Annotated in this window: 23 protein-coding genes and 2 pseudogenes; 12 read left to right on the top strand and 13 right to left on the bottom strand. The window is 37.4% G+C overall.

Annotated elements, in window-relative coordinates; genetic code table 11:
• Positions 1-20: 20 nt before the first annotated feature.
• From AC2G3J_RS09810 to AC2G3J_RS09795, 4 genes are read right to left on the bottom strand one after another with little or no spacing between them, the layout of a single operon-like run.
• Positions 21-1,274 (bottom strand): NADH:flavin oxidoreductase/NADH oxidase family protein, encoded by a 1,254-nt coding sequence (locus AC2G3J_RS09810; protein ID WP_483771032.1) that lies wholly within the window; start codon positions 1,272-1,274, stop codon positions 21-23.
• Between the two features lie 8 nt (positions 1,275-1,282).
• Positions 1,283-1,669, bottom strand: a complete 387-nt coding sequence (locus AC2G3J_RS09805; RefSeq protein ID WP_136143775.1) for a helicase — start codon at positions 1,667-1,669, stop codon at positions 1,283-1,285.
• Positions 1,670-1,720: 51 nt separating this feature from the next.
• Entirely contained in the window at positions 1,721-2,584 is an 864-nt protein-coding gene (locus AC2G3J_RS09800) for an alpha/beta fold hydrolase (RefSeq protein WP_136143774.1), read from the bottom strand.
• A gap of 37 nt (positions 2,585-2,621) precedes the next feature.
• Positions 2,622-3,635, bottom strand: coding sequence for an alpha/beta fold hydrolase (locus AC2G3J_RS09795; RefSeq protein ID WP_483771031.1), 1,014 nt, complete (start codon positions 3,633-3,635; stop codon positions 2,622-2,624).
• A gap of 228 nt (positions 3,636-3,863) precedes the next feature.
• On the opposite strand from AC2G3J_RS09795, the gene AC2G3J_RS09790 reads away from it, so the two are divergent.
• The 5 genes and pseudogenes from AC2G3J_RS09790 to AC2G3J_RS09770 all read left to right on the top strand — a co-directional run.
• Positions 3,864-4,667 carry an oxidoreductase gene (locus AC2G3J_RS09790; protein ID WP_483771030.1) on the top strand — a complete coding sequence of 268 codons (804 nt, stop codon included), beginning with the start codon at positions 3,864-3,866 and terminating at the stop codon, positions 4,665-4,667.
• Positions 4,668-4,716: 49 nt separating this feature from the next.
• A complete protein-coding gene (locus AC2G3J_RS09785; protein ID WP_483771029.1) occupies positions 4,717-5,715 on the top strand; it encodes an NADP-dependent oxidoreductase in 999 nt (332 codons plus the stop codon).
• Between the two features lie 415 nt (positions 5,716-6,130).
• Positions 6,131-7,138, top strand: coding sequence for an alcohol dehydrogenase catalytic domain-containing protein (locus tag AC2G3J_RS09780; RefSeq protein WP_483771028.1), 1,008 nt, complete (start codon positions 6,131-6,133; stop codon positions 7,136-7,138).
• Between the two features lie 40 nt (positions 7,139-7,178).
• Positions 7,179-8,531, top strand: coding sequence for a glutathione-disulfide reductase (gene gorA / locus AC2G3J_RS09775; RefSeq protein WP_483771027.1), 1,353 nt, complete (start codon positions 7,179-7,181; stop codon positions 8,529-8,531).
• 67 nt (positions 8,532-8,598) lie between these two features.
• A pseudogene (locus AC2G3J_RS09770) lies at positions 8,599-8,709 on the top strand (CysB family transcriptional regulator); the annotation flags it as partial.
• 300 nt (positions 8,710-9,009) lie between these two features.
• On the opposite strand, the gene AC2G3J_RS09765 reads toward AC2G3J_RS09770, so the two are convergent.
• A complete protein-coding gene (locus tag AC2G3J_RS09765; RefSeq protein ID WP_483771026.1) occupies positions 9,010-9,348 on the bottom strand; it encodes a hypothetical protein in 339 nt (112 codons plus the stop codon).
• Between the two features lie 414 nt (positions 9,349-9,762).
• On the opposite strand from AC2G3J_RS09765, the gene AC2G3J_RS09760 reads away from it, so the two are divergent.
• From AC2G3J_RS09760 to AC2G3J_RS09745, 4 genes are all read left to right on the top strand, one after another.
• Positions 9,763-10,332 carry a TetR/AcrR family transcriptional regulator gene (locus AC2G3J_RS09760; protein WP_483771025.1) on the top strand — a complete coding sequence of 190 codons (570 nt, stop codon included), beginning with the start codon at positions 9,763-9,765 and terminating at the stop codon, positions 10,330-10,332.
• Between the two features lie 144 nt (positions 10,333-10,476).
• The gene (locus AC2G3J_RS09755) at positions 10,477-11,496 is read left to right on the top strand and encodes an MBL fold metallo-hydrolase (RefSeq protein WP_419328901.1); all 1,020 of its coding nucleotides are present in this window, start codon (positions 10,477-10,479) and stop codon (positions 11,494-11,496) included.
• Positions 11,497-11,692: 196 nt separating this feature from the next.
• Positions 11,693-12,241 carry an RrF2 family transcriptional regulator gene (locus tag AC2G3J_RS09750; RefSeq protein ID WP_483771024.1) on the top strand — a complete coding sequence of 183 codons (549 nt, stop codon included), beginning with the start codon at positions 11,693-11,695 and terminating at the stop codon, positions 12,239-12,241.
• Between the two features lie 158 nt (positions 12,242-12,399).
• On the top strand, positions 12,400-13,605 hold the full coding sequence (locus tag AC2G3J_RS09745; RefSeq protein ID WP_336951123.1) for an NAD(P)/FAD-dependent oxidoreductase: 1,206 nt from the start codon (positions 12,400-12,402) through the stop codon (positions 13,603-13,605).
• 428 nt (positions 13,606-14,033) lie between these two features.
• On the opposite strand, the gene AC2G3J_RS09740 is transcribed toward AC2G3J_RS09745, so the two are convergent.
• The 6 genes and pseudogenes from AC2G3J_RS09740 to AC2G3J_RS09715 form a co-directional block, all read right to left on the bottom strand.
• Positions 14,034-14,951: an alpha/beta hydrolase gene (locus tag AC2G3J_RS09740; protein ID WP_483771023.1), complete on the bottom strand. Its 918-nt coding sequence runs from the start codon at positions 14,949-14,951 to the stop codon at positions 14,034-14,036.
• 37 nt (positions 14,952-14,988) lie between these two features.
• Entirely contained in the window at positions 14,989-15,915 is a 927-nt protein-coding gene (locus tag AC2G3J_RS09735; protein WP_483771022.1) for an alpha/beta hydrolase, read from the bottom strand.
• Between the two features lie 241 nt (positions 15,916-16,156).
• Complete coding sequence (locus AC2G3J_RS09730) at positions 16,157-17,050, bottom strand: AraC family transcriptional regulator N-terminal domain-containing protein (protein ID WP_336951120.1); 894 nt, start codon at positions 17,048-17,050, stop codon at positions 16,157-16,159.
• A 39-nt stretch (positions 17,051-17,089) separates the two neighbouring features.
• Positions 17,090-18,238 (bottom strand): NADH-dependent flavin oxidoreductase, encoded by a 1,149-nt coding sequence (locus AC2G3J_RS09725; protein WP_336951119.1) that lies wholly within the window; start codon positions 18,236-18,238, stop codon positions 17,090-17,092.
• A gap of 118 nt (positions 18,239-18,356) precedes the next feature.
• Positions 18,357-19,271: an AraC family transcriptional regulator gene (locus AC2G3J_RS09720; protein ID WP_336951118.1), complete on the bottom strand. Its 915-nt coding sequence runs from the start codon at positions 19,269-19,271 to the stop codon at positions 18,357-18,359.
• A 552-nt stretch (positions 19,272-19,823) separates the two neighbouring features.
• A pseudogene (locus AC2G3J_RS09715) lies at positions 19,824-20,517 on the bottom strand (type 1 glutamine amidotransferase domain-containing protein).
• Positions 20,518-20,606: 89 nt separating this feature from the next.
• Here AC2G3J_RS09715 and AC2G3J_RS09710 point away from each other — a divergent pair.
• The 3 genes from AC2G3J_RS09710 to AC2G3J_RS09700 all read left to right on the top strand — a co-directional run bounded on the left by AC2G3J_RS09710 (position 20,607) and on the right by AC2G3J_RS09700 (position 23,109).
• On the top strand, positions 20,607-21,020 hold the full coding sequence (locus AC2G3J_RS09710) for a MerR family transcriptional regulator (RefSeq protein WP_419328923.1): 414 nt from the start codon (positions 20,607-20,609) through the stop codon (positions 21,018-21,020).
• A gap of 93 nt (positions 21,021-21,113) precedes the next feature.
• Positions 21,114-21,911, top strand: coding sequence for a type 1 glutamine amidotransferase domain-containing protein (locus AC2G3J_RS09705; RefSeq protein WP_483771021.1), 798 nt, complete (start codon positions 21,114-21,116; stop codon positions 21,909-21,911).
• Between the two features lie 163 nt (positions 21,912-22,074).
• Complete coding sequence (locus tag AC2G3J_RS09700; protein WP_336951116.1) at positions 22,075-23,109, top strand: acetoacetate decarboxylase family protein; 1,035 nt, start codon at positions 22,075-22,077, stop codon at positions 23,107-23,109.
• Between the two features lie 295 nt (positions 23,110-23,404).
• Here AC2G3J_RS09700 and AC2G3J_RS09695 read toward each other — a convergent pair whose 3' ends face one another.
• Both AC2G3J_RS09695 and AC2G3J_RS09690 read right to left on the bottom strand, forming a co-directional pair.
• Positions 23,405-24,472: a saccharopine dehydrogenase family protein gene (locus AC2G3J_RS09695; RefSeq protein WP_419359669.1), complete on the bottom strand. Its 1,068-nt coding sequence runs from the start codon at positions 24,470-24,472 to the stop codon at positions 23,405-23,407.
• Between the two features lie 18 nt (positions 24,473-24,490).
• Complete coding sequence (locus tag AC2G3J_RS09690) at positions 24,491-25,729, bottom strand: NADH:flavin oxidoreductase/NADH oxidase family protein (RefSeq protein WP_483771020.1); 1,239 nt, start codon at positions 25,727-25,729, stop codon at positions 24,491-24,493.
• Positions 25,730-25,871 lie beyond the last annotated feature (142 nt).

The following is a 25,871-nucleotide window of genomic DNA, read 5'->3' as shown; positions in this document are numbered from 1 at the left end:
TTATAGGTTCAACGAGTGGTTTATGATTTTATCCGGGTCCGTTGTGTCGCATACGTTCCCCAACCACTACGTAAAACAGATTTAATAAATGCCCATAAACCGCTTTCTTTAGGTTTTGGTGCTTTACCTTGAGCAATACGGCTAAGTTGTTGGGTATACCACAGCACTTCCATAATCCCAAGACTATCGATTTTTTTAATGCCAGTCTTAATCGGTTGAACCGCTTGTTTGCTATTGGTTCCTGCTAACAAATATTTGGGAGCATCAGGGTCTATCGCCATGAGTCTTGCAATTCCAACAACATCAAATGCATTAGATTCTAACGCTTGACTCATCCCCTCCGCACTTCTAAAACCTCCTGTCACCATCAAGGGAGTTTTTACATGTGCTCTAACCTTTTCTGCAAAATCAATAAAAAATGCTTCACGTATAATCGTTGAAGATTTTTGTGGTGCTTTAGCTACACCAGACTCATAGGTGCCACCTGAAATTTCAATCAGATCAATCCCTGCGGCTGCTAATGCCTTAATAACCTCTAAAGAATCCTCTTCAGTAAATCCACCCTTTTGGAAATCAGCTGAATTAAGTTTTATGGCTATAGGAAAATCTGCACCGACCTGTTTTCGTATTTCTGTATAAACGTCCATTAGAAACTTACGACGTTTTTCAGGTGTACCACCCCACTCGTCAGTTCTTAAATTGTGTAATGGAGATAAAAACTGATTAATCAAATAGCCATGTGCAGCATGGATTTCAACACCACTAAATCCAGCATTTTTGCATATCACAGCACTACGACCAAAGCGTTGAATGATCTCTATGATCTCGTCATGAGTTGCTTCATCTGGGGTAGCAAATAAAGACTGCATTTCAGTACCAAATGGCACTGCTGATGCAGAAATATTACGAGCATTTAATCCTTTTGGTGATTGTTTCCCCGGATGATTCAATTGTGCCCACAATTGTGAACCTTGCTCTGTAACAGTTTTCGCCCACTTCTTCAAAATTTCGAAATCACGCTCATCTTCAATCACAACGTTCCCTGGTTCACCTAAGGCACGTCGATCAATCATAATATTACCCGTGATAATCATGCCAATCCCTGAAGACGCCCAGCGTTGATATAAACGTATATGCTTTTCAGTTGGATTATTGGAATAGGTGGCTAAGGTTTCACTGGTTGCTGCTTTAGCCAAACGATTTGGAATCACCACACCATTCGGTAAAGTTAAAGGCTGATTTAGGAGATTCGTTTTTAATGGCAAATGAGTCATAGCTTCGCTCACACAGTTGAAGATAATTTAGAATGAGGTTGAATAAAGTCCACTAGACTTTGAAACCACATCACATCTACAAAGTTTCCAGTAATCACAAGATCCTGTGTTCTAAGCGCTGTTAAAAATGTATTCACACTATCTTTAGCTGACAACACTGTAAAACCCTTACTACCTGTTTTAAAGGTAAAAGTAAAACTTGGAGATTTAGTTTGTCCAGCATAAGACTTTATCTTGCCATTTTTGACTTCAAAATAACGCCCTTCACCACTTGTCGTTTGGATTTGGAATGTGACATTTTTATCTTTCACGTATGCAGCACATCTTGGATTGGTTTTCACAGCTCGTTGTAATAGCTTAGTCAACATCCACAGTAATAATTTAAATTTCATCACTTTATTTCTCAGTTCATCAATATATAAAAACTCTAAGGAAATTCTGATCGATTACTCATCTAAAAACTGTATGGCATGCTTAACGAATCGTTCTGGATACTGAAACTGTGCGCCATGCCCAGCATCTGGGTAAATGAATAGCTGTGCATTTGGAATATTTAGTGCCATCTGATAGGCATTAATCGTCGGAATCATTACATCATCCACACCATTCAGAATAAAAGTCGGCTGTTTAATCTCACGCAAATGCGCAAATGGATCTTGTTCATCAAGCTTCGGTAAAAAGTGCATATTGGCTTCAATCTGAGCCTGCATCACATCGACTGAACTTGCGGGATCCTGATCTTTACGCAGATGGCGACGTTGCCAAAAATCACGACCTGCTTGAATTGCTTTTGGCGATCGACCAAAAAATAAAAATAGAAAGTCTTCTTCAGAAGGTACAGCACTGGTTGCATGCTTCAAGACCAACGCTGGTACATCTGGATCATCACCACGTGGTTTTCCTCCTCTTGGGCCTGTACCCAAAAGCATTAATTTTCTAACCAGTGCAGGGTGACGACGTACCAAATCCTGTGCCTGAAATCCTCCTAGTGAAAAACCGAGTAGATCGACTTGATTTAAATTCAATGCACGAATCACTGCGGCAGCATCATCAGCCATATCCTCAATGCGGTTACGTGGCTGACCAGTGGATGAAGCAACACCACGACCATTGAATAAAATGATTTCTCGCCCTGCTGCTAACCCATCAGTAATTAACGGATCCCAATTGTCCAAACCACCACGGAAATGTTGCAGAAAAAATAAAGGTGGTTGTTGAGTATCTGGATTCCCCCAGCGACGATATGCAAAAGTTGCTCCATCGACTTCAATGAATTGAGTCTCGGCTGTTTGGTGTGTAATCGTAGTCATCGTCTTTATCCTTTTTTATACATGGTTAAGTTGGAATCTATTTCGCTAAGAAAGTGAGCGATTGCTTGACGAAATCTTGATGAAACTGAAAGATTCCACCATGTCCTGCATCTGGATAAATGATGAGCGAGCTATTTGGAAGGCGTTTTGCCAAGTCATAGGTATTCACCGTTGGAACCATCCGATCATGATCACCATTCGCCACTAAGACGGGTTGTTGAATAACTGAAAGGTCAGCAGGTTTTTTACTTCCCCATTTTTTTAAGACTTTAAGCTGGGCACGATAGGCAGAAAGCATTATTTCTTTATCACGATTTTCAGTACGTTCATTTATACGTTGCACAAATGCTTTTGCAGCAGCTTTACCATTTTCTGTCCGAGTAAAAAATAAATAGACTTTAGGGTCTTGGCGAGTCGCCATACCACGAACTAAATCCCAATTAGAAACTCGCCCGACTGTACTGATTCCTGTTCCACCAGCGGGGCCAGTTCCCGATAGGATCATTTTTCGGATCAATTGCGGCTGTTTTAAAACAATCTCTTGCGAAATCATGCCGCCCATTGAAAAACCAAATAAATCGACTTTTTTGAATCCTTTCGCTTGAATAAAAGTAATAGCATCATCTGCCATTTGTTCAATTGACTTTGCGGGTTCACCCGTAGAAGCACCAACACCACGATTATCAAAAACCACCACGTGATGTTTCGCGGCAATTCCATCAATGATTCTTGGATCCCAATTGTCTAAGACAGCAGCTAAATGATTGAGAAAAATTATAGGCGTTCCACCATTTTGTTGACCATATTCTCGGTAAGCGAAGTTAACTCCGCCTGCATTAATAATTTGGGTCGGTACATTCTTCCAATTTGTATCTTGCTGAGGGTTCTGAGCAGCTTGCTGATTGACAACGAGGTTAGATGACACTTTATTTGCCTGAGTCACGGGGTCACGAAAAGAAATAGATGCCACCGTCTCTGCCTGAGTTAATGGGGAACTAAAGATAGAGACCACCGTTAATCCTATCGCAATTGTATTTAATAGAAATTTCATTTGTTTTGTTCCTCACATTCTATTCATTTAACTGTTTTTTATGAGCAATCTATTGAGATTAACGGCATATATTTACAGTCAGTACTTATTTAGTACTTAATATACTCCCCAAAAATTACACTGTCACTATCTTTTTAGTAGTAACTATTTTAATTTTAGATTATGATCAAAACATCAAGGTGAAATTGGTTATCCAATCACCAATATATTACAAGTGAGAAATTTGGTATGACGAGTAAAGTAGTTCTAATTACAGGTGCATCTTCTGGTATTGGTTTAGCAACAGCAGAGCTTTTACATGAGGCAGGATTTATTGTTTATGGTACGAGTCGACGTGCAAATAGTGCATCGAAATATAAATTCCATCTGATTGAGCTAGATGTAAATAATGATGATTCGGTGAATCATGCAATAGAAAAAGTAATTCAGAATGAAGGTCGAATTGATGTTTTGATCAATAATGCAGGATTTGCCATTGCACCAGCTGGCGCTGAAGAAAGTTCGATGCAACAAGCTCAAGCTATTTTTGATACCAATTTTTTTGGTGCTGTCCGAATGACCCGTGCAGTACTTCCTGTGATGCGTGAACAGAAATCTGGACTTATTCTCAATATCAGTTCAATTTTAGGGCTTTTACCAACACCGTTTGGTGCGCTTTATTCTGCTTCAAAACATGCACTTGAGGGTTATTCAGAGTCTTTAGATCATGAGTTAAGGTCTCAAGGCATTCGTGTTTCTCTTATTGAACCTGCTTACACCAAAACCTCATTAGGAATAAACTTACTTGAAGCAGATGCAAAAGTCTCAGCGTATGACCACATTCGTGAGAAGTTACATCAACAAATGATAAAATCAATTTATAAGTCAGATGATCCGAGTGTTGTTGCTAAGACCATTTTAACGGTTATCAACAGTCAAAACATATTACCCCGCTATACTTCAGGCAAGGCAGCAAAACATTTGAAAAATTTACGAAAATTTGCCCCAGTAAAGATCTTTGACACATTAATTCAACGCAGCTTGAAAGTTTAATGATGCTTATAAAACGTTAAAACAAAATTCAAAAAACAGAGGTCCTAATATGAAAGCAGCCTACATTAACCGCTACGGCAATATCAATGATGTACAACTGGATGAACAATCCAAACCAGTTCTAACAGAAAATGATGTACGCATTAAAGTTCATGCCGCAAGTATTAACCCACTTGACTTAAGAGTTTTAGAAGGTGAATTTAAGGCAATTCTGCCCGTTCAATTTCCTTTTATTTTAGGCAATGATTTTGCAGGTACGGTGGTTGAAGTTGGAGCAAATGTTACTCAGTTCAAAGTCGGTGATGAAGTGTATGCCAAGACAGATCTGAATGGTGCTTTTTCCGAATATACGGTCGTACATCAATCGTCACTTGCGCTAAAACCTAAAAATATTTCTATGGAACTCGCGGCTTCTCTTCCCCTTGTTTCTTTGACTGCATGGCAGGCTTTGGTCGAAATTGCGAAAGTTCGAGCAGGACAAAAAGTATTGATTCATGCTGGTTCAGGCGGTGTTGGCTCAATTGCTATTCAGCTTGCGAAACACTTAGGTGCAAGTGTTGCAACAACGACGAGTGGTAAAAATGCACAATGGGTCAAAGCATTAGGAGCAGATATTATCATTGATTACAAAACAACTGATTTTGAACAAGTGCTTAAAGACTATGACGTAGTCTTAGATACACAAGGTGGAAAAATTTTAGAGAAATCTCTAAATGTTCTTAAACGTGGTGGTCGAATTATCAGTATCTCTGGTCCACCTGATCGTGATTTCGTAGAAGCAATTCATGCAAATTGGTTATTAAAATGTATTATTCCTCTTTTAAGTTGGTCAATCCGGAATAAAGCCAAAAAGAGAGGAATTACTTACTCATTTTTGTTTATGCAGCCGAATGGTCAGCAGCTATCTGAAATTTCAAAATTAGTAGAGTTTGGGAAAATAAATCCAATCGTTGATAAGACATATACATTTACAGAGATTAAAGATGCTTTCCAATATGTGAATACTGGACGAGCAAAAGGTAAAGTTGTCTTAAAAATTGCAGAATAAATTCAGGGAAAAGAGAAAAAGGCATCTTTTGATGCTTTTTCCTCAATAAACGAGAGTAGGCCTCAATCGAATGAAAGAACTTATGGTTTTAAGCTTATTTTTAATAAAAATTTTAGGTTCATGAACCATCTTCTTTTAAGTAAATTAATTTATCCAAATAAACAATTGAAACTAAAAGATAAATTTTAATAATTTATTATGAACTAGAACTCAGGTGAACATAAGTTAAGTAAGATATCTAAGACTGTAGCCTACACAACACTGTTGTTGCTACAGCATTTTGCGCTTTCGCATTAGTCAATGCCTTGCTTTTTCATCGAAACATTTTCTTTCTAATCTAAAAAGAAAATATGCTTTGTTTACAAAATGGCTCAAGTCTATTTTAGATATCACTTATATTCTGAGCACATTAAATATGTATAAAGCCTTACAAGTTTCTGAAACTGGACAGCTAGAGCTGGTAAAGAAAGAAATATCTATGCCATTAAAAGATCAAGTTCTTATTAAAGTTGAAGCTTGTGGTATGTGTGGCGCAGATCTATCTGATATTTCAGGTGAAAATCAATTATTGCGTGTACCTGGTCATGAAGTTATTGGACGCATTATTGCATTAGGCGAAAATGTACCAACGATTTGGAAAATGGGACAGCGTGTCGGTGTTGGCCGATTAGGTGGACATTGCAATGAATGTGATCAATGCCGTCAAGGTGCTTTTGTCCACTGTACAAATCAAACGTATATTGGTAGCAATCAAGATGGTGGTTATGCAGAGTTAATGCTTGCAAAAGCAACAGGATTAGTTGCAATTCCTGAAGGTCTAGATTCTGTTGATGCTGCCCCCCTACTCTGTGCTGGTCTGGCAACATTCAATGCTTTAAAAAAATCTGGTGCTCAAGCTGGCGATTTAGTTGCAATTCAAGGTATCGGTGGTCTAGGTCATTTGGCACTGCAATATGCCCATAAAATGGGATTTAGAGTTGTTGCAATCGGACGTGGTGATGACATCTCAGATGATGTCAAAAAACTTGGTGCACATATTTATATTGATACCAATACCCAAGATACTATCGCCGAATTACAGAAACTAGGAGGTGCTAAGCTCATTTTAACAACCGTTGGTAATGCGTCAGTTGTTGTATCTCCTTTAATGGCTGGATTAGAACCTAAAGGAAAACTCATTCTATTAGGTGCAGGAAAAGATCCTCTTTCACTATCTTCTGGGAAATTAGTCGTTGGAGAGAATATTATTCAAGGCTCTTTAACAGGAACACCTCACGATTCAGAAAAAACGCTCGATTTTAGTCTATTAGCAAATATTCTTCCTGAAATAGAAACTGTACCGTTAGTAGGTGTTAATGATGCTTTACAACGTTTAAGAGCAGGAGATGTTAAGTTTAGATTTGTCATTCAAATGAATGCTTAAGTCTTTAACTTTTTAAATCTAAAAAACAGGAATTTCATTTATGTCTAAACACTATGATTATATTGCGATTGGCGGAGGCAGTGGCGGTATTGCATCAGTCAATCGTGCTGCCATGTATGGTAAGAAATGTGCACTGATAGAAATGGGTGATATTGGTGGAACCTGTGTCAACGTAGGTTGTGTTCCTAAAAAAGTGATGTGGTATTCAGCTCAAATTGCCGATGCGATTCATAAATATGGTCCTGACTATGGCTTTAATACAGAATTGAAATCCTTTAACTGGAAGAAATTAGTTGAAAACAGACAAGCCTATATCAGCCGAATACATACATCGTATGACACAGGACTAGCTAAAAATAATGTTGATGTCATTCGAGGTTTTGCAAAATTTTTAGATGCTCAAACAATTGAAGTAAATGGTGAAACGTACACAGCTGACCATATTTTAATTGCTACGGGGACTCAAGCATTCAAACCTGAAATTGACGGTGCTGAATATGGTATTGATTCCAATGGTTTCTTCGAATTAGAGCACTTACCGAAGCGGACTGCTATTGTTGGTTCTGGCTATATTGCTGTGGAGTTGGCAGGTGTTCTTTATGCATTGGGTTCGGATGTACAATTATTTATTCGTAAACATCAGCCTTTGCGTGGATTAGATCATTTCCTTGGTAAAACACTATTAGAGAATATGCGCAGTGAAAATATTAACGTGCATACTCATAGTCAGATTAACAAAGTGACTAAAGTTGAAGACAACTCACTTGTATTACACCTAGAAGATGGTATAGAACATACCGTAGATTGCTTGATTTGGGCAATTGGTAGAAAACCTGCAACTGAAGCGATCAATCTTAATAAGACTCAAGTTCAATTGAACGAGAATCACTTTATTCATGTTGATGCATATCAAAATACAACACAGTCTGGCATTTATGCAGTGGGTGATATTACAGGTAAAGTCGAGTTAACTCCAGTTGCTGTGGCAGCGGGTCGAAGACTGTCTGAACGTTTATTTAACAATAAGCCAAATGAACATTTAGATTATGAAAATATTCCGACTGTGGTGTTTAGTCACCCACCTATTGGAACAGTTGGATTAACCGAAGATCAAGCGATAGAAAAATTTGGTAAAGATGCCATCAAAATTTATAGTTCTTCCTTTACATCCATGTATACAGCGATAACAGAACATCGACAACTCACAAAAATGAAATTAATTTGTGTAGGAACTGATGAGAAAGTGGTCGGAATTCATGGTATTGGATACGGTATGGATGAAATTCTGCAAGGCTTTGCTGTTGCTTTAAAAATGGGAGCAACTAAAAAAGACTTCGATAACACTTTAGCAATTCATCCGACTTCTGCTGAAGAATTCGTCACAATGCGTTAATCATTGATCATCTAAAAGAGCATTTATTTATATATTTGCTCTTATTTTTATATTCTATATCCAAATTATGAACTTTCAACAACTTAGAATTATTAGAGAACTCGCTCAACATAATCTCAATTTATCACAAACAGCACATGCTCTAAAAACATCTCAATCTGGTTTAAGTAAAAAAGTCTTCTTTCATTATTATATCTTTTTATTTTTCTGAAATATTTACTTTAAGATATTGAATAACAAAATAAAATAAATGACAGCTTATGTGTCACTAACTAATGTCATTGATTGTCACTAAATTCTATAACTCATTGATATTATTTAATCAGAAATGACAACTTATGTGTCATCTGTCGATATTGTTGCCACAGCTCAGCAACGTGAATCTAGATAATTTTATTCACGTTGCTGACTATTTTAAGCAACATAATTTAAGATATGCAGAAATCAGATCGCTACTCGACTTTGTATAGTTATGACTTCAATGTACTTTCATGCTTGCTTCAGTTAAATAAGCTTTCTTCGATGTCTTATTCCATAAACACAGTTCTTGTCCTGTTTTGTTTTTCATATGTGCTTGCGGATATTTTCCTTGAATCAAGAGTGCCGAATATCCAACACGATCATCAAAAAGCATGATATTACTCACTGTTTTGGCACTTTTAAGTTGACTGGCTTTTATACAAGCCGCTTTTATTTCCTGATCATGCTTGTTCCATGCCTTCTCGGAACTTCCGAAAGCTACTCTAGTTACAGCAGAACTTGCCATAAAACCTAAAATAGCAAGATATTTTAAAAATATACGATATCTCAATATCATGATGATTGTCCTGTAAATTTGAGTGTCTGGATCTATATTGAAACAATCTAATGAGAGAATCTAGCGATTTACACATGCTGTAACAGCAGATATTCAGGATTAAACATATCTCAGAAAAGTTACCCGTGATTTAAATTTTAAGATATAGATCAACGACTTAAAAATAGCTTTATTCAATAGAAGCATTAACTGACCATCTGTTCCCCTACACTGATCAATAATTTCTCGTGTCTTATCGGTTGCGGAAACTATAATTATGAATACTCGTTATAGTTCTAACTTTGCTGAGTGGATCCGTATATGTGATGCTATAGCTTATGATCTTGAAAAAGCCCATCCCTTTTAAAATATATATCTTGCGCTTTATCTATTTTTATGTATGATTGAGTAATCACTCAATTAATATATTTGTCTATGGCCCGTCCTCGTAGTGAAGATAAACGTAATGCGATTTTAAATGCTGCTATTGAAACATTGGCAGAACTTGGAGAGCGTGCATCTACTTCAAAAATAGCCAAAGTTGCTGGTGTGGCAGAAGGTACTTTATTTACTTATTTCAGTAATAAAGAGGAATTACTCAACCAATTATACCTTTCGCTAAAGGCCGAGCTGCGTCAGGTCATAATGCTGAATTATCCGAACAACTCAGGCCTACAAACCCAAATGTTTTATATATGGCAAAGCTATCTGGACTGGAGTTTAGATGCCCCACTCAAACGTAAAGTGATGGCGCAGTTGTCGACTTCAGAACAAATTACAGAACAGAGTAAACACATTGGTATGCAAACTTTTTGTGATTTTACGAAGACTATTCAAGAACATATTGATAATGGCAAATTAAGAGATTATCCACCTTTGTTTATCGGTTCGATTTTGGGTGCACTTGCTGAAGTCACACTCAACTTTATTGCCCAAGACACTTCTCAAGCTGATCTTTATCGGAAGTCCGGTTTTGAAGCGTTTTGGCATGCAGTTTCAATCTAGATAAAGACTAAAATAAGAATGTGCAACATTCTTATTTTTAAATTAATTAATGAGTGATTAAATACTCATTTAAGTAAATCAAAATAAGTACTTATCTCAAGTTCTTATTTACAGACATAAGTTATTCCACTCAAGGAAAATAAAATGACAATTTCAAATGCAACAGACTTGCCTTCTCCCTTCATGTCATCACAGCAACACAATGGGAAATTTAGCAATACACAGCCGAATTTGCACACACATTCTTTCGGAAAAACGCTAGGCTTAATGTGGAAATTTTTATTTAACAAACCCAAAAATACGGTGCCAAATCGAGAAATTCCTGTGTTAAGTTTATCAAAAGAACAACTGATGAGTGCCCCAGACCGTTCTCTATTTCGTCTTGGGCATTCGACAATTTTATTAAAATTGCGTAATGAATTTTGGTTAACCGATCCTGTTTTTTCTGAGCGTGCCTCGCCTTTTCAGTGGATTGGCCCTAAGCGTTTTCACCAACCACCAATTAGTATTGCGGACTTACCTGCCATTAAAGGTGTGATTTTGTCGCATAACCACTATGACCATCTCGACTACCATGCAGTAATCCAACTCAAAGACAAAGTTGAACACTTCTTAACACCACTTGGCGTCGGTGACGCACTGATTAAATGGGGGGTGCCAGCAGAAAAGGTCCAGCAACTTGACTGGTGGGAAACAATCCATGTGGATGGTCTTGAGCTAATCGCCACCCCTGCCCATCATTTTTCAGGCCGTGGTATGAGTGATAGCAATGCAACGCTTTGGGCATCGTGGGTAATTATTGATAATGATTTACGGGTGTTTTTTAGTGGTGATACTGGTTATTTCGATGGGTTTAAAGAGATTGGAAATCGTTATGGTCCTTTCGATCTTACCATGCTAGAAACTGGGGCCTATGATCCAGAATGGCCAGATGTTCACATGCAACCTGAGCAAACGTTACAAGCACATATCGATTTAAAAGGACGTCATTTGTTGCCTGTACATAATGGGACTTTTGACTTGGCGCTTCATGCTTGGGATGATCCATTTGAACGGATTGTGGCTTTGGCTCATCAAAACCAATTAGCGATTAGTACGCCTCAAATGGGTGAAGTATTGAACTTAAACGAGCCAAATGTCGAAAATTATTGGTGGCGTTCATAATTTTTTCGATCATTTTTAAATTATTTACGTCCTTTAATTCTCTTTTAAATGTATTTATATTCAGTGATATAGCCTTATTATTTTAATCTATATTTTCTTTTCATAAAACTAGGACTAACTTTGTCTTAGTTTTATTGTTGACTTAAAACACAGACTACATTAGTCTGTGTTTGTAATTGATCAATTATGAAATTAAATGGCTTATATTACTAGTAGCGTCGAGTATGCGATTCACTGTCTTCTTTTTCTTGTGAACAATGAAGATAAACCTTTAAGTAGTAAGGATCTTGCTGAATTACAAGGAGTTTCTCCGAGTTTTATGGCCAAGATTTTTCCTAAACTTGAAAAGGCAGGTCTTGTTGTTGCTCAAGAAGGTATTCGCGGCGGATATTTACTCGCTCGATCTGCTCAAGAAATTACTTTTTTAGATATAGTGAATGCAATCGAAGGTGAAAAATCGCTTTTTGAGTGCCAAGAAGTTCGTGGTAAATGTGCGGTCTTTAACAATGCCCCACCCGATTGGGCAACCAGTGGTGTATGTGCAGTACATGCAGTTATGTTACAGGCTGAAAAAGCCATGCGAGATGCTTTAGGTGCTCACACACTTGGTGATATTGCAGACCGTTTTGGTCGTTATGCACCCGACGTTTTTTTTAGTGATGTAAATGGCTGGATTAATAAACGCATAGAAGGAAGAACAGCAAAAATGCGGAAAAGTAAAATATCACGGGATACTCCCGACTAATGAGCTTATAGGGCTTTCATTCCTAAGGTAAAACTTCTCTAAACGTTTTAAATGCCTTCTCAGATTTTTCGGACAGTCAGAGAAAGGATTCACTCACCCAAAATTTTGGGATGAGCAGGAATTTGTATGTCCGAAAAATCTATCAAAAGGATAATCAAATGAGTAAGCGTATTATTATTGCAGGTTCTGGCTTTGCTGGGTTATGGGCAGCACTTGCCGCACAACGAGCAATTTACTTGACTTCTCAACAACAAAACATTGAAGTGATGATGGTTTCCCCTAGTCCAAATGTGGATATTCGTCCTCGACTTTATGAAGCTGTACTTGAAAATATGTACCCTGATATTTCAGAGTTATTAAGTATAGTAGACGTTAAATATGTGGCTGGCTGGGTAAATGAAATTGATACTACTGCCCAAAATCTTGTAATTACCACAACTCACGGCGATAAACAGACTTTAAGCTATGAGCGTTTTATTCTGGCAACTGGAAGTACTACTTTTATGCCACCTATACTGGGGCTGACTGAATTTGGATTTAGCGTAAGTACATTAGAAGATGCTGAAAAACTTGACCAACATCTTAAAAGCTTAGCCAATAAACCTGCAAATGCAGCACGTAATACCGTCGTGGTTGCAGGCGGTGGACTGACTGGGCTTGAAACAGTGACCGAAATGCCTGAGCGCCTACGTAGCATTTTAGGTGAAACTGATATTCGTGTGGTTTTAGTCGATTCATCAGCAGAAATTGGTGCAACATTGGGTGACGAAGCTGCGGCGGTAATTCGAGAAGCGCTGAGCGAACTTGGCATTGAAGGTAAAGCTGGACTACGGGTTACTGCACTTGATGCTTTTGGGGTAACACTTTCTAACGGTGAAAGAATTGAAGCAGAAACTGTCATTTGGACTGCGGGCATGCGAGCGAACTCGCTGACCTCTCAAATTGTAGGTGAAAAAGATAATTTAGGTCGTATTTTAGGTGATGCTTATTTACATGCACCAGAGGCAAAAAATATTTTTGTGACGGGTGATACTGTAAAAGTTCCAACCGACAATATAGGTAATTTTAACGTGATGTCATGTCAGCATGCCATGAGCCTAGGCCGTGTAGCGGGTTACAATGCTGCAGCAGAATTGGTTGATTTGCCATTACATGCGTATAGCCAACCAAAGTATGTGACTTGTGTCGACTTAGGCCCATGGGGAGCACTTTACACTGAAGGATGGGATCGAAAAGTTCAATTTGTGCGCCATGAGGCGAAAAAAATTAAACAAGAAATTAATACGGTATGGATTTATCCGCCAGTTGCAGATCGTGAAGCTGTTTTTGCTATAGCAAATCCTGATTTTGTAATTGTTCCTTAAAATTAGTTTTATTAAAGCAGATCATTTTATTTAACTCTCCCAAAAGCAAAACTAGTGATGGTTTTGCTTTTAGTTTTTTTGAGACATTAAGTTATGAGTTTTTAAACTCTTTTATTATCGCTAAAGCCGTTTTTTTAGCAGAAAATGTGTTTTATCCTGTAAAATATCAATGCACCTGAAACGTTTTATCCAAATATCTACTGCTGTTCAACGCAAATATCAAGTTCAATATGATCACTGGGACGTTAACTTTGACCTCTAGCAATTACAGAGTCCCCTTGCTGAACCGCTGCTTTCACAATTTCAACACCCTTTCCGCGCGTTGTATTTATCACAAACCAAACACGTTTCCTTGCGTTACTCTAAACATTCAATAAAAAACAGGCCACTTTAAAGTGACCTATTGAATTACTTTAAATGCAGAGTAATTAAAGTTTTGTCGTAAAGAATGGAACAAGTTGACCAATTGCCTCATCAACAAAATTCAATTTGTCATACAGTGACATATGGTTTGCCCCTACAACGACATAGAGCTGTTTATCTGTACTCGCTGCACGATTAATTAGATCTTCACTCATCCACTTACTGCCCGCGTTACTCCCTGCAATTGCGAGTAAAGGTTGAGTAAAGAAGGCTTCTGCTTTGTTGTATGCATCATAAGTAATGATTTGGGTTAAACTACGTGCTGTTGCAAAACCCGGTGCATTTGGATGTTCTGCTCGTGGAGTATGGTAATACTCCCAAGCTTCACGCAATTCTTCGTTCGGTGCATCTTCTTCTTTCAATGGAGCAAGCGGAATAGTTACAATCTCTGCACCACTCGCATCTGAAGTTCGAGCATCTGTACCTGCTTGGATATAGGGAATTGCATCTGCGTCTTTGACATTGTTCTCCCATCCGTTACGGAACATTTGGCCAATGTTGACTGCACTCACCATACCTACAGCTTTGATACGACGATCATTGATTGCTGCATTTGCGGTATAACCGGCACCTGCACAAATCCCCATCGCACCAATACGGTTATTGTCGACATAAGGTAATGTTGTTAAATAATCAATCACGGCACTGACGTCTTCAGTACGGATATAAGGATTTTCTAACTGACGTGGTAAGCCTGTACTCGCACCTTGAAAAGATGCATCATAAGCAATTGTTACAAAGCCATGTTCAGCAATTTTACGAGCATATAAACCAGCCGTTTGCTCTTTGACACCACCGCCAGGATGGCTCACCACAACCGCAGGATAAGTTTTGCTTTCATCAAACCCTTCAGGGAAATTAATTACTGCTGCAAGTATAATTCCTTGACCATTTTGATTCTGAATACTGATTTCTTTTGACATTTTAATATTCCACTATTGAACTTTTTATATTTCAAAATTAAAGATATTCTTTAAAAAATGGGATTGCTTTCGCTAATGCTTTAGCAACAGGTTCTGGTTGGTCGTACAATTCGTAATGTGATGTATTTTCTAAAACCAACAACTCTTTTTGTTTCGATGCTGCACGACATACAATTTCATGACCATCTCGGTAAGCTCCAAAAGCTCCTGGTTTGTCACCGATTACAACCAAAATCGGTTGGGTTAATAAGACTTCAGCTAAGTGAAATGCATCCCAACCCAAAGCCACACTCATACGAGAAAGTAATGCACTGGTTGCACCGTTTGGCTGCTGACCACGAGCAGTTTTGTAGTAGTCAGTCGCTTCTAATGGGTCAATATCGGTAATTCCAGCTTTTTTACCCTCCTCTACGGATGGAGGAAGTAAATCATTCACTAATAATTCTCCACCACGAGCTTCGGCAGTACGTTGTGATCCAATTGCCTCAAGCCCTTCAATCAAAGCCTCACCTGTTCCACCATAACCTTCACGGGTCATACGGCCAAAGTTCACGCCAGTGATTGAAGTCACTGCTTTAATACGTTTCTCTGTCATTGCCGTGTTGAGTACATAAGCACCACCACCACAGACACCTAAAGCACCAATACGATTTTCATCAACGAAATCTTGAGTGACCAAATAATCTACGGCATAACGGATATCTTCAACACGGTGATATGGATTTTCTATAAAATGTGGTTCACCGCCACTTTCACCTTGGAACGATGCATCGATTACTAGAACTACAAAACCTGCCTCAGCTAGGGCTTTACCATAAATATTGCCAGAAGTTTGTTCTTTACAACTTCCGATTGGATGAACACTGACAATGGCTGGATATTTTTTACTTTTGTCAAAGTCATTAGGAAAAAGGATATTAGCTGCTGATTCCCATGCTAGATTTTTATATTTTACAGTTTGCATATGGAGTACCTCACTCGTTAATTATGCTTAATTACCATCTACTTTAGGTTGGTTACCTATCTTTCTATGTATTCAGTATAGGATGACGAAACCTGATTGAATTGCCTAATTCAACGGATAATTTGCCTATTCTGTTATTTATATAATTTTTTTAAATTAAATATATTTTTCAATATCTTAAAAAAATAAAACCCCACTTCTTTCTTAGAAGTTGGGCGAATATAAAAAATTTTCTGTTAGTTCAAGCTAAGAGTAGGTTTTGGATATCTTTTTGGGGTGAAGAACCAAACAAGCGTGAGTATTCACGGCTAAATTGAGAGGCACTTTCATAACCTACTAAACTTGCTGCATGACCTACATCTACCTCACCATTTAACATCAAATGACGGGCTTCCTGTAAACGGAGTTGCTTTTGGTACTGTAATGGGCTCATACCCGTAATCTCCCGAAAATGTTGTCTAAACGTCGATGGACTCATAAAAACAAGATCCGCAAGATCATCCATTTGAATTTGTTTAATAAAATTATGCTTCAACCATGATACTGCTTTTTCGATCTTGCTATTCATAGAGCCAACTTTAATTAATTGACGTAGATAAACACCATTGGGCCCTGTTAATAAACGAATCATTATTTCTTGCTGAATAATAGGCGATAACTGAGATAATAAAACAGGCTCATCAATTAAATTTACCAAACGATTTATCGATTCGATTAGAGCATAGTCAATAACTTGAACACCGAAAGAGGGTTGTATTTTCTCCTTAAAATCCAATTGCCCCAGTTGAGAAACTATTTTCCTAATCATTGCTACATCAAGTGAAAGCATTAATCCCAAAAAAGGTTTATGGCCAGTAGTACAACGAGTATGACTAACAACTGGAATATCAATCGTTGTCAGCATTGATTGTCCTGATGTATATGTAAAAATTTCTTCCCCAATAATGACTTGCTTTTCGCCTTGTAGAACAATACCTAAACCTAAGTTATAAATACAATGTGTCGCACTTGGGTTGGAACGTCGATGCAAGGATAATGTAGAAATTGCTGTTTGGTGGTCGCCATCAGTTTGACTGAGGCGATCGACATTCTTTGCCAATGAAGTAATGACATCATTTGTAGTTTCATCGTACATTTTTGTCTCCTTGACCAGTCAATTCAAAATCTAGTCTGTTTAAGACTTCTCTATTTGCTTAATCGGAAACCAGCCTTTTGTTGCCTCGATCACCTGCTGTAACTTTTCAGGAATCACAAGTTCAGGCATTTTTTCTAAATCCAATTGAGTTTCAATTTCATCAGCACGATCATTTTGGGCTAACTGTACCCATTCTGGATTTATAATTAGCCCTTTACCTACAGCGACTAGGGGGAGACCCAAACCCAAAGCCTTTTCAGCTTGATCAGGAATTAGAATCATACCTGCAGCCATAATAGGTAATTGATCACCAACATAATCAATTACCTGTTTAATAATAAGTTGTTCATCAATAGTATCGACAGGTTTTGAGTTAAGTAAGTCAACTAATGAAACATGAAGATAACTAATTTCAGCATCTATTAAACGACCAATGAGCTGTAAACTATCAGCTATACGTAAGCCTTTTTCATCATATTCCTCAATAGAAATACGATAGCCTAAAACAAAAGGTTTTTTGGCACATTGCTTAATCACACGTTTTACTTCTCTAACAATCTCTAGAGGAAAATGCATACGTTTTTCTAGGGAACCACCCCATTCATCGTCACGCTGATTAAATTGTGGGGAAAAGAAATTTTGAATTAAAAACCCATGTGCTCCGTGCAATTCAACTCCATCAAATCCAGCTTCAATAGCTCGACGTGTCGTTTCACCAAAGGCATGGATTACCTCTAAAATTTCATTATGGCTTAAAGCACGACTTTTCAGTTGACCATCATTAAATGGTCCAGCAGGTGCAGCTAAAGCGCTTGCACTTACCAAATCAGCATGAGGTATCAAACTAGGTACAGCTTTATTCCCTGCATGGAAAATCTGCAAAATGGCGGGAGCTCCTCCACTTTTAGCTGCTTGTGCAAGTGAGGTTAAACTTGGGATAAAATGATCGTCATACGCAGCAAATTCATTGGTAAAACCAATTCCATTTTCCTGAACATGCGTACAACCTGTAATAACAAGTCCTATATCTTGAGCACGATGTCTTATATATTCGAGTTCTTGCTCAGAAACCGTTGCATCTTCATTTCCAGACCACGTCGTCATAGGCGCCATGACAATTCGATTACGTAAAGAAATCCCATGAACTAACTCAAAAGGTTTAAATAAAGTAAGCTTGCTTAGCGACATCTCAACTGCCTTAAATAATAAGTTGAATATTTATAAGCAGTATAAAAAATGAGAAAACTTTAACATTGCCTAAAATGACGAGTTATTTGCCTATTATATTTAATTCGGCAAAATTCAATTATGAACTCTGCTTTAATCGCTGCACATCACGTTGAGGTGACTCTCCAAACAAACGACTATATTCTCTACTAAACTGAGAAGCACTTTCATAACCGACTAAACTCGCTGCACGTCCTGCATCCAAATTTTGATTTAACATCAAATGACGAGCTTCCTGTAAACGGAGTTGTTTTTGGTATTGTAATGGACTCATTCCTGTAATTTCGCGGAAATGTTGTCTGAAAGTTGATGGGCTCATAAATGCCCGTTCCGCCAAATCATCCATCCGAATCGGTTGTGTATAGTTATTTTTCAACCAACTCACAACTTGGTGAATCTTTTGATTTACAGATCCTGTTTTGACGAGTTGTCGTAAATAAATACCTTGTGAACTATTTAATAGTCTAACGATAATTTCTTTTTGAATTAAATGTGCTAGATGAGGAATCATAGCAGGCTCTTCGAGGACTTTAACCAATCTCAATACGGCATCTGTAAGAGGATCATCTACCCAATCTACTGAAAACGAATCATGAATATCCTCTGAAGATGAATGTTCATCTTCGATTGGCATATTTGCTACAACCTCATTCAGCATCTGAAGATCGAGTAAAAGTAAAACAGCTAAAAATGGTTTATGCGAGGAGGCTTGTACAACATGTGATGTTGCTGGTAAATCAATCGTCGTCAACATACTTTGTCCTTCAAAGCATTTATAGACTTTATCTCCAATCACAATTTCTTTTTGCCCTTGCAAGATAATACCTACACCTAAATTGTAGACACAATGAGTGCTCTCCGTTGGGCTTATTCTGTTATGAAAAGAAAGTCCTGAAATACTAGAAACATGATCCCCCTCTGTTTCAGCTAAATGTGAAACAGCGTGGATCAGTTGGGCTATATTTTTATTTCTTTTAGTAACGACGAGGGACATACATCTACAGCTCAATCAAGAATTTAAATTTTTTACCATGAATGCTTATTACAGTATATATTTTTTTAGTAACCATCAATGCTTAATTAGATATAAAAATCAATATCTTAAGTTTTATTTTATAATTTCCCCATGAATATGCTCCTTTCATCAATCTTTTAGCTGCAATAATTATTTCTTGTTGATTAGTTCCATCTCATAAAGTTAAATTTAAGTAATTAATTTAAGACCGATATTATTGAGTTATCTAAAATCACTAATTGAAAAATGAATAGTTATCAGTGTCCAATTCTTAGCCATTATTTTGGTTCAAACAGTACTTTACAGAGCAAGTTCATGAACTTAGTTTTTTATTATTTCAAATTTAAGACATTTATTATTGTTTTTTTAATATTTTTTAAAATAAAAATATGGATTCAGATTCAGGCAAACATAAGTTAAATAAATAACACGTGTCATTTTATACATTTCTTCTTATATAAATTAGTATTCATGCTTTCATCCGTCAGGCATTATCACTTTAACTCTATTGCACTATACTCAAATATAGAACTACATTTTTTGTAAATACTCGATAATTGCTCCAGCAGTAACACGTGCAGAAAATGGATTCTGACCAGTAATCAAATTTTGATCTTTAACAACATTTGGGGCAAAAGGAATGAACTTTCTTTCATAAAATGCACCATGTTCTTTTGCCCGTTGTTCTGCATTATATGGAACTTTTTTAGCCACACCTGCTAAGACTTCTTCACACCGCTCAAACCCAGTCAATTTTTTATTTCTAATTAAATATTCGCCATTCGAAAGCCGAATATTTAATAACCCGCAATAACCATGGCAAACACTAGATACTACCCCACCGTTTTCATAAATATTTTTGGTAATTTCTTGGAGTTCTAGATTATCCAAAAAATCCCACATTACCCCCATGGCCACCCGTGTAATAAATCACATCGTAATCTTGCTAATTGATTTCAGAGGGCTTCTTTGTATTCTCAAGTAATTTCATAAAGCTTGGATCATTTTTACGTTTTAATACTGATTGATCGGCAACAAAACGTCCTAATGATTTAGGTTCAATTGGTGAATTTCCACCGAGTGGACTTACAATATCTTGAACATAATGATTTTTTTCAAACTCATCGTAAGCATGAGTAAGTTCTCCCAACCATAACCCTGTAGGATAATTTATACCCTCATAGTTATCGACATTAGTGACAATATGTAATATCCGTTTTGTCATAGCAGCCTCTATTTTTCATTTTTATTGATCTTGCTTTTAACACACTATAAGTCTAAAGTTGGCTTTAATGTCAAGTGAAATTAAGTGAAATGAATATAAGCAAGCTATCAAAACAAAGTGGGTTAAGCACACCGACGATTCGCTACTATGAGCAGATTAAGCTGCTTCCAAAGGCAAAACGCAAAGCAAATGGCTATAGAGAATATAGCGAAAATGACCTTAAACAACTTTATTTAATTCAACAAGCTCAGCAAGTTGGTTTTTCTTTAGCAGAAATAAAATCATTTTTGCCATCTAACGTGACAACATGGAATCACGATATTTTGATTGGCTTACTGGAAAGCAAAATTAAAGATATTGAAGATTTAGAGCAAAAATTAGCAATGAGTAAAAATAATCTGCGTACTATGATTAATGCAATTAATAACAAACCTGATGAAATAACTTGTGAGGAAAATGCGCAACGTTTGCTGAATCTTTATTACGTTAATGATCAAGCCTAAGTATTCCATTTGTCGCTAAATCATAAAAACTATTGACCTTAAACCGAACTTTAAACATAGCATTGGAGACAGGTAATTTATGAGGAACCTGTCATGTTTAAATCTTGGACTCTTCAAAACTGGATCATTGGCTTTATTACACTAATTTTAGCCAATACTTTCGCTTATGCATCTGAACCAATTAAGCATTTAGCATCGAATGGAAAAATTTTAGTGGTGATGACAAATCACTTCGCCTATCCCAATCGTAAAGATACGACAGGCTTATGGTTGACTGAACTTACCCATTTTTATGATGTTGCACGTGCTGCTGGTTATGAAATGGATTTTGTAAGTCCTCGGGGTGGCAGTGTTCCGCTCGATGAGCGCAGTTTAAAAGTAATCTATTTAGATAACGCAGCAAAAATTCATTTAGCTAATCCTGAATTTATGCAACATCTCAAAACAACGCTCGAACCAAAAGCAATTGTGCCATCTAATTATAAAGCAGTGTATTACACAGGTGGTCACGGCACGATGTGGGATTTTCCTAATAACCAAGAACTAAAGAAGATCAGTGAGACAATTTATCAGCAAGGGGGTGTAGTATCTGCGGTGTGTCATGGAGTGGGCGGATTATTACCATTACAGGATCATAAGGGTCAATCACTAATTGCGGGGAGAACAGTAACTGGTTTTGCAAATATTGAAGAGACTCTATCAGGGATGAAATCTCAAGTCCCTTTTCTACTTCAGAACCAATTAATCGAACGCGGTGCTAAATATAAGCGTTCTTTGGTTCCGTTCACCTCTTATGTGATTGCTGATGATCGAATCATTACTGGACAAAACCCTCAATCAAGTAAAGAAATTGCGGAGGCTGTAATACAACGCTTAAAAACCATGCATTAATCCATTTTACACTCGTCATCAAAAACCAGATTATGTAAATCTGGTTTTTTTATTTTAATAACTGTAATAAACAAAAAAAAACAATTAAAAATCATAAAAAGCTTGACCTTAAACCTTACTTTAATCTTAGCATTTAATTAATGTTAATAGGAGGAACACCATTATGTTCAATCAAATTAAATTCCGTCGCTCAACTGCTACTGCATCAATTGGTATATTCTTGAGTTTATCTGCTCATGCTACAACACCCAATACTACCTCTAGCAATGTTGAGAATAGTGATCAAAAAACCACCGTAGTTGAATTTGGACCATATAAAGTAAATGTACCTAAAGGTGGTTATTACGATCGTTTCCGCATGAATCCAGACTTGGATGAAGTTGCTAAAGACCCCGCTGCTGGAAATATCGATTATTTCCGTACTATCCCTAAAAAAATGGTAGAGACTCGTGTTGGTAAAGTTTGGTCACCAAATTTTTATTATCGTACCAGTAATGTACAACTGTTGATGCTTGCTCCAGTATCCAAGTTAAAAGCAAAACTTCCTGCTCCACTTGAGCCATTACAACCTTTCCCTGGCTATGGCTTAGTTTCTCTTACGTTCTTTTCTTATGCTGTAGGCGATGTCGATCCTTACGATGAAGTATCAGTCGCTGTAGTTGTTCGTCAACCTGGTGCGCATAAGTTTCACACTACAGAATTGTTAAGTTCAATGCGTAACCATAAATACTATGGTCATGTTTTAGCATTGCCTGTAGATACAGAAATTGCCCGTGTGCGTGGTGTGTATGGATATCAACTCCCTAAATGGCTGACAGCAATTGATATGACGATTGGTAATAAAAATGTTGAAGCTCAGATTTTGAATACTGATGGTAAACCAGATTTGAGTTTAATTGCACCGTTACCAAAGATTAAGCGTGTCAAACCACAATCTCATATCGAAACTAAAACGATGTTTAATTTAGTTGATGGCCAATGGCATAGTACATCTGTAGAATCTAATACACTTGCCTTTGGACAACAGCTATTTCCGAGAAATGTACAACTTGTTCGAAATGGCGGTCCTATAACTAACCTACTTGATGAGCTCGGTGCTGGTAAAGTATTACGTTTAGATGTGGTCAAAGATGCTCAGTTGGCTTTAAATATGCCAATACCATTGAAGTCTTTAGGTAATGAAAACAACAAAAAGTAATTCATATTCAAATTAAAGTACTTCCTAGCGAGGTACTTTTTTGTTTGATCTACCATTGATACTCATTTATTATTTTTCAACTAATAAATAGCTTTCAAGATGATTAAAATATTTTTAGTATTTTAATCATAGCGAGATAAGATAAATTTAAATAGCTATATTTAATATAAAATTTTCATCATTTAAAAACTAAAGTAATAAAAAAACCAATTCTAAATAAAATATTTGGAATTGGTTTAAATTAAGAAGGATCACAAACATTTAAGAAATATGATAGATCCTATCCCGAGTACGTCTAAGAAATTACAATATCACTTGAACCTTCGATCTGAGTCACTAGGCTGTAGCCCATTAACTTTGCTGGAGTATATGCTGCCCCCTTAACATCATGCTCAAGTAAATAACGAACGACTGTTAAAGCGCCATTTACGGTTAAGCTATAAGCATTTTGAGTTTGTATTCGTGCTGTTTTTATTACACCTTTTTCATTTCTTGCTTCGCCCCACACATAAGTCGGCAATTTAGCGCGTAATTCTTCATCAGGCCCTACCACAGATTTTTCAATAATTGATTTCATCAAGTTTTGTACTGATTTAAGTTTGAATATAGGACGTATGCAGTTCAACATTTTTGCACCAAAAATCATGGACGTTGGTGCTGGTACAAAAATCTCGATATTAGGAATACCAGTGGTATGAAAAGCTGTTGAAACATCCCCCCAAGGGACACTCATTGCGCTCTTCTTGCCATCACCAAAATCTATTTGACGTACGTGATGTGCTAAAGCTACGGTAGTGATTTTGCCATTTTTCCTTATTTTTCCGCCATCTGCCATGCCTTCTGTGCTGGTTTTGGCTGTGCCTGGTGAAAGTCCTGTTTTTGAATCAAAACCGAGTGCTAGATGAGTCGCATCGGGTAAAGCTTCTTTCAAGGCAGCAGCAACACAATCTGTTGGAATCACATCGAAACCTACACCTGGGCACAACACTATATTTGCTTGTTGTGCCTCTGACGTTAGTGATTGCGCTAATTCAAATACAGCAATTTCACCTGTAATATCCAAATAGTGAGAACCTGCTTTAATACAAGCTTTCATCATGGAATGTGAGGTTGCGGAAAAAGGGCCAGCACAATGCATGATTAGCTTAACACCATTTAATTGTTCGCTCACAGCTGTAACGTCATCTAGACCAAAAGCTTTGTATTCAAGGCCTAATTCTTGAGCAAGTTGTTGTACTTTGGCTTGTGTGCGTCCTGCTAAAATTGGCTTAAGACCTAAACGGACAGCTTCACGGGCAATTAACTCGCCCGTATAGCCATTTGCACCATAAATCATCCAATTGGAATCATTTGTATTTATCATGAAATCTGTCCTCGGTATTTAAGACGAAAATGCATAATCGCGCATTCGCTTTTTATATTGATGAGTACGACGTGCCATCGCTGCTTGTTGTATTAGTAATGCCCATAAAGGTGAGACTTTAGGGGTTGGTTTTTTGCCCAGACTTAACCTCCGTAGTTGGAATTTAACTGTCGCCATACTCGCAAGTGACGCTAAGGTTTTATTGTCCCAAGTAATTGGTTTTAATTCAGGTGCTACGTTTTGTCCTTGCCTCCATTTATTTGGTAAGTTTGGATCAATCGCCAATGCAGTCGCAATACCGACCATATCTACACCACTTTCAATTACTTTTTCAGCGACTTGTTTACGACGTATTCCGCCTGTCACCATGACAGGCATATTTGCAACTTTACCAATCTCTTGGGCAAATTCTAAGAAGTATGCTTCACGGGCTAATGTACGATCATCTCTTGATTGACCTTGCATCGCTGGTGCCTCATAACTACCACCTGAAAGCTCTACCAAATCAACAGCCAATTTATTAAGCATGCAAACGACTTGTTGTGCCTCCTCAGCACTGAAACCTCCACGTTGAAAATCAGCAGAGTTAAGTTTCACTGCAACTGTAAATGTTGGTGAAACCACAGCACGGACTGCTTTGACAATTTCAATTAGGATTCGTGCGCGATTTTCCAATGAGCCACCCCATTGGTCTTGGCGTTTATTGCTTAAAGGTGAGAGGAATTGACTCAATAGATAGCCATGTGCAGCATGGATTTCAACACCAGTGAATCCTGCTTGCTCACCTAAACGTGCAGTATTTGCAAAACGTTGGATGACTTCATCGATCATGTCTTGAGTCATTTCAATCGGAATACTAAAACGATCAGACATTTTCCCTAAATCTAGTCCTACAGCAGAGGGTGCCCATGTTTCCTGTCCTAAATTTGATTGCATTTGGCGACCGGGATGATTAATTTGCAACCAAACTTGCGCACCTTGTGAGCGCCCTATCTGTGCCCAACGTTTAAAAGTATCTATAAATTTATCATCTTCTAAAACCACACCACCTGGTCCTGTCATAGCACGACGATCAACCATAACATTTCCTGTAATGATGAGCCCTACTCCACCATTCGCCCATGCTTGATATAAATGCATCAGTTTTTCTGATGGTGCATGGTTTAAGTCAGCCATGTTTTCTTCCATGGCTGCTTTGGCAATTCGATTTTGAATTTGGGAGCCATTTGGTAAAACTAATTTCTCAAACACTTTCATTTCGGTGTCCTGTTTTGGTATGGTTATACTTTAAGATTAAAGCCAACTTTAATGTCAATGGATTTTTTTGAGTTAATTAATATAATTATCAAAATATTTATTAATTAATAGCTTATTAAAAAATTTGTGCTTCTAATTTAAA

Source organism: Acinetobacter legionensis, assembly GCF_057165765.1.
Note: the sequence above shows the minus strand (reverse complement) of the source record. Positions and strands in the feature narration are given on the sequence as shown.

Coding starts and splice junctions, on each gene's coding strand:
- AC2G3J_RS09790 (WP_483771030.1), top strand. CDS start 3,864: ATGACGAGTAAAGTAGTTCTAATTACAGGTGCATCTTCTGGTATTGGT.
- AC2G3J_RS09765 (WP_483771026.1), bottom strand. CDS start 9,348: ATGATATTGAGATATCGTATATTTTTAAAATATCTTGCTATTTTAGGT.
- AC2G3J_RS09730 (WP_336951120.1), bottom strand. CDS start 17,050: ATGTACGATGAAACTACAAATGATGTCATTACTTCATTGGCAAAGAAT.
- AC2G3J_RS09720 (WP_336951118.1), bottom strand. CDS start 19,271: ATGTCCCTCGTCGTTACTAAAAGAAATAAAAATATAGCCCAACTGATC.
- AC2G3J_RS09750 (WP_483771024.1), top strand. CDS start 11,693: ATGGCTTATATTACTAGTAGCGTCGAGTATGCGATTCACTGTCTTCTT.
- AC2G3J_RS09755 (WP_419328901.1), top strand. CDS start 10,477: ATGACAATTTCAAATGCAACAGACTTGCCTTCTCCCTTCATGTCATCA.
- AC2G3J_RS09695 (WP_419359669.1), bottom strand. CDS start 24,472: ATGATAAATACAAATGATTCCAATTGGATGATTTATGGTGCAAATGGC.
- AC2G3J_RS09705 (WP_483771021.1), top strand. CDS start 21,114: ATGTTTAAATCTTGGACTCTTCAAAACTGGATCATTGGCTTTATTACA.
- AC2G3J_RS09760 (WP_483771025.1), top strand. CDS start 9,763: ATGGCCCGTCCTCGTAGTGAAGATAAACGTAATGCGATTTTAAATGCT.
- AC2G3J_RS09745 (WP_336951123.1), top strand. CDS start 12,400: ATGAGTAAGCGTATTATTATTGCAGGTTCTGGCTTTGCTGGGTTATGG.
- AC2G3J_RS09710 (WP_419328923.1), top strand. CDS start 20,607: ATGAATATAAGCAAGCTATCAAAACAAAGTGGGTTAAGCACACCGACG.
- AC2G3J_RS09735 (WP_483771022.1), bottom strand. CDS start 15,915: ATGCAAACTGTAAAATATAAAAATCTAGCATGGGAATCAGCAGCTAAT.
- gorA (WP_483771027.1), top strand. CDS start 7,179: ATGTCTAAACACTATGATTATATTGCGATTGGCGGAGGCAGTGGCGGT.
- AC2G3J_RS09785 (WP_483771029.1), top strand. CDS start 4,717: ATGAAAGCAGCCTACATTAACCGCTACGGCAATATCAATGATGTACAA.
- AC2G3J_RS09780 (WP_483771028.1), top strand. CDS start 6,131: ATGTATAAAGCCTTACAAGTTTCTGAAACTGGACAGCTAGAGCTGGTA.
- AC2G3J_RS09725 (WP_336951119.1), bottom strand. CDS start 18,238: ATGTCGCTAAGCAAGCTTACTTTATTTAAACCTTTTGAGTTAGTTCAT.
- AC2G3J_RS09800 (WP_136143774.1), bottom strand. CDS start 2,584: ATGACTACGATTACACACCAAACAGCCGAGACTCAATTCATTGAAGTC.
- AC2G3J_RS09795 (WP_483771031.1), bottom strand. CDS start 3,635: ATGAAATTTCTATTAAATACAATTGCGATAGGATTAACGGTGGTCTCT.
- AC2G3J_RS09690 (WP_483771020.1), bottom strand. CDS start 25,729: ATGAAAGTGTTTGAGAAATTAGTTTTACCAAATGGCTCCCAAATTCAA.
- AC2G3J_RS09740 (WP_483771023.1), bottom strand. CDS start 14,951: ATGTCAAAAGAAATCAGTATTCAGAATCAAAATGGTCAAGGAATTATA.
- AC2G3J_RS09700 (WP_336951116.1), top strand. CDS start 22,075: ATGTTCAATCAAATTAAATTCCGTCGCTCAACTGCTACTGCATCAATT.
- AC2G3J_RS09810 (WP_483771032.1), bottom strand. CDS start 1,274: ATGACTCATTTGCCATTAAAAACGAATCTCCTAAATCAGCCTTTAACT.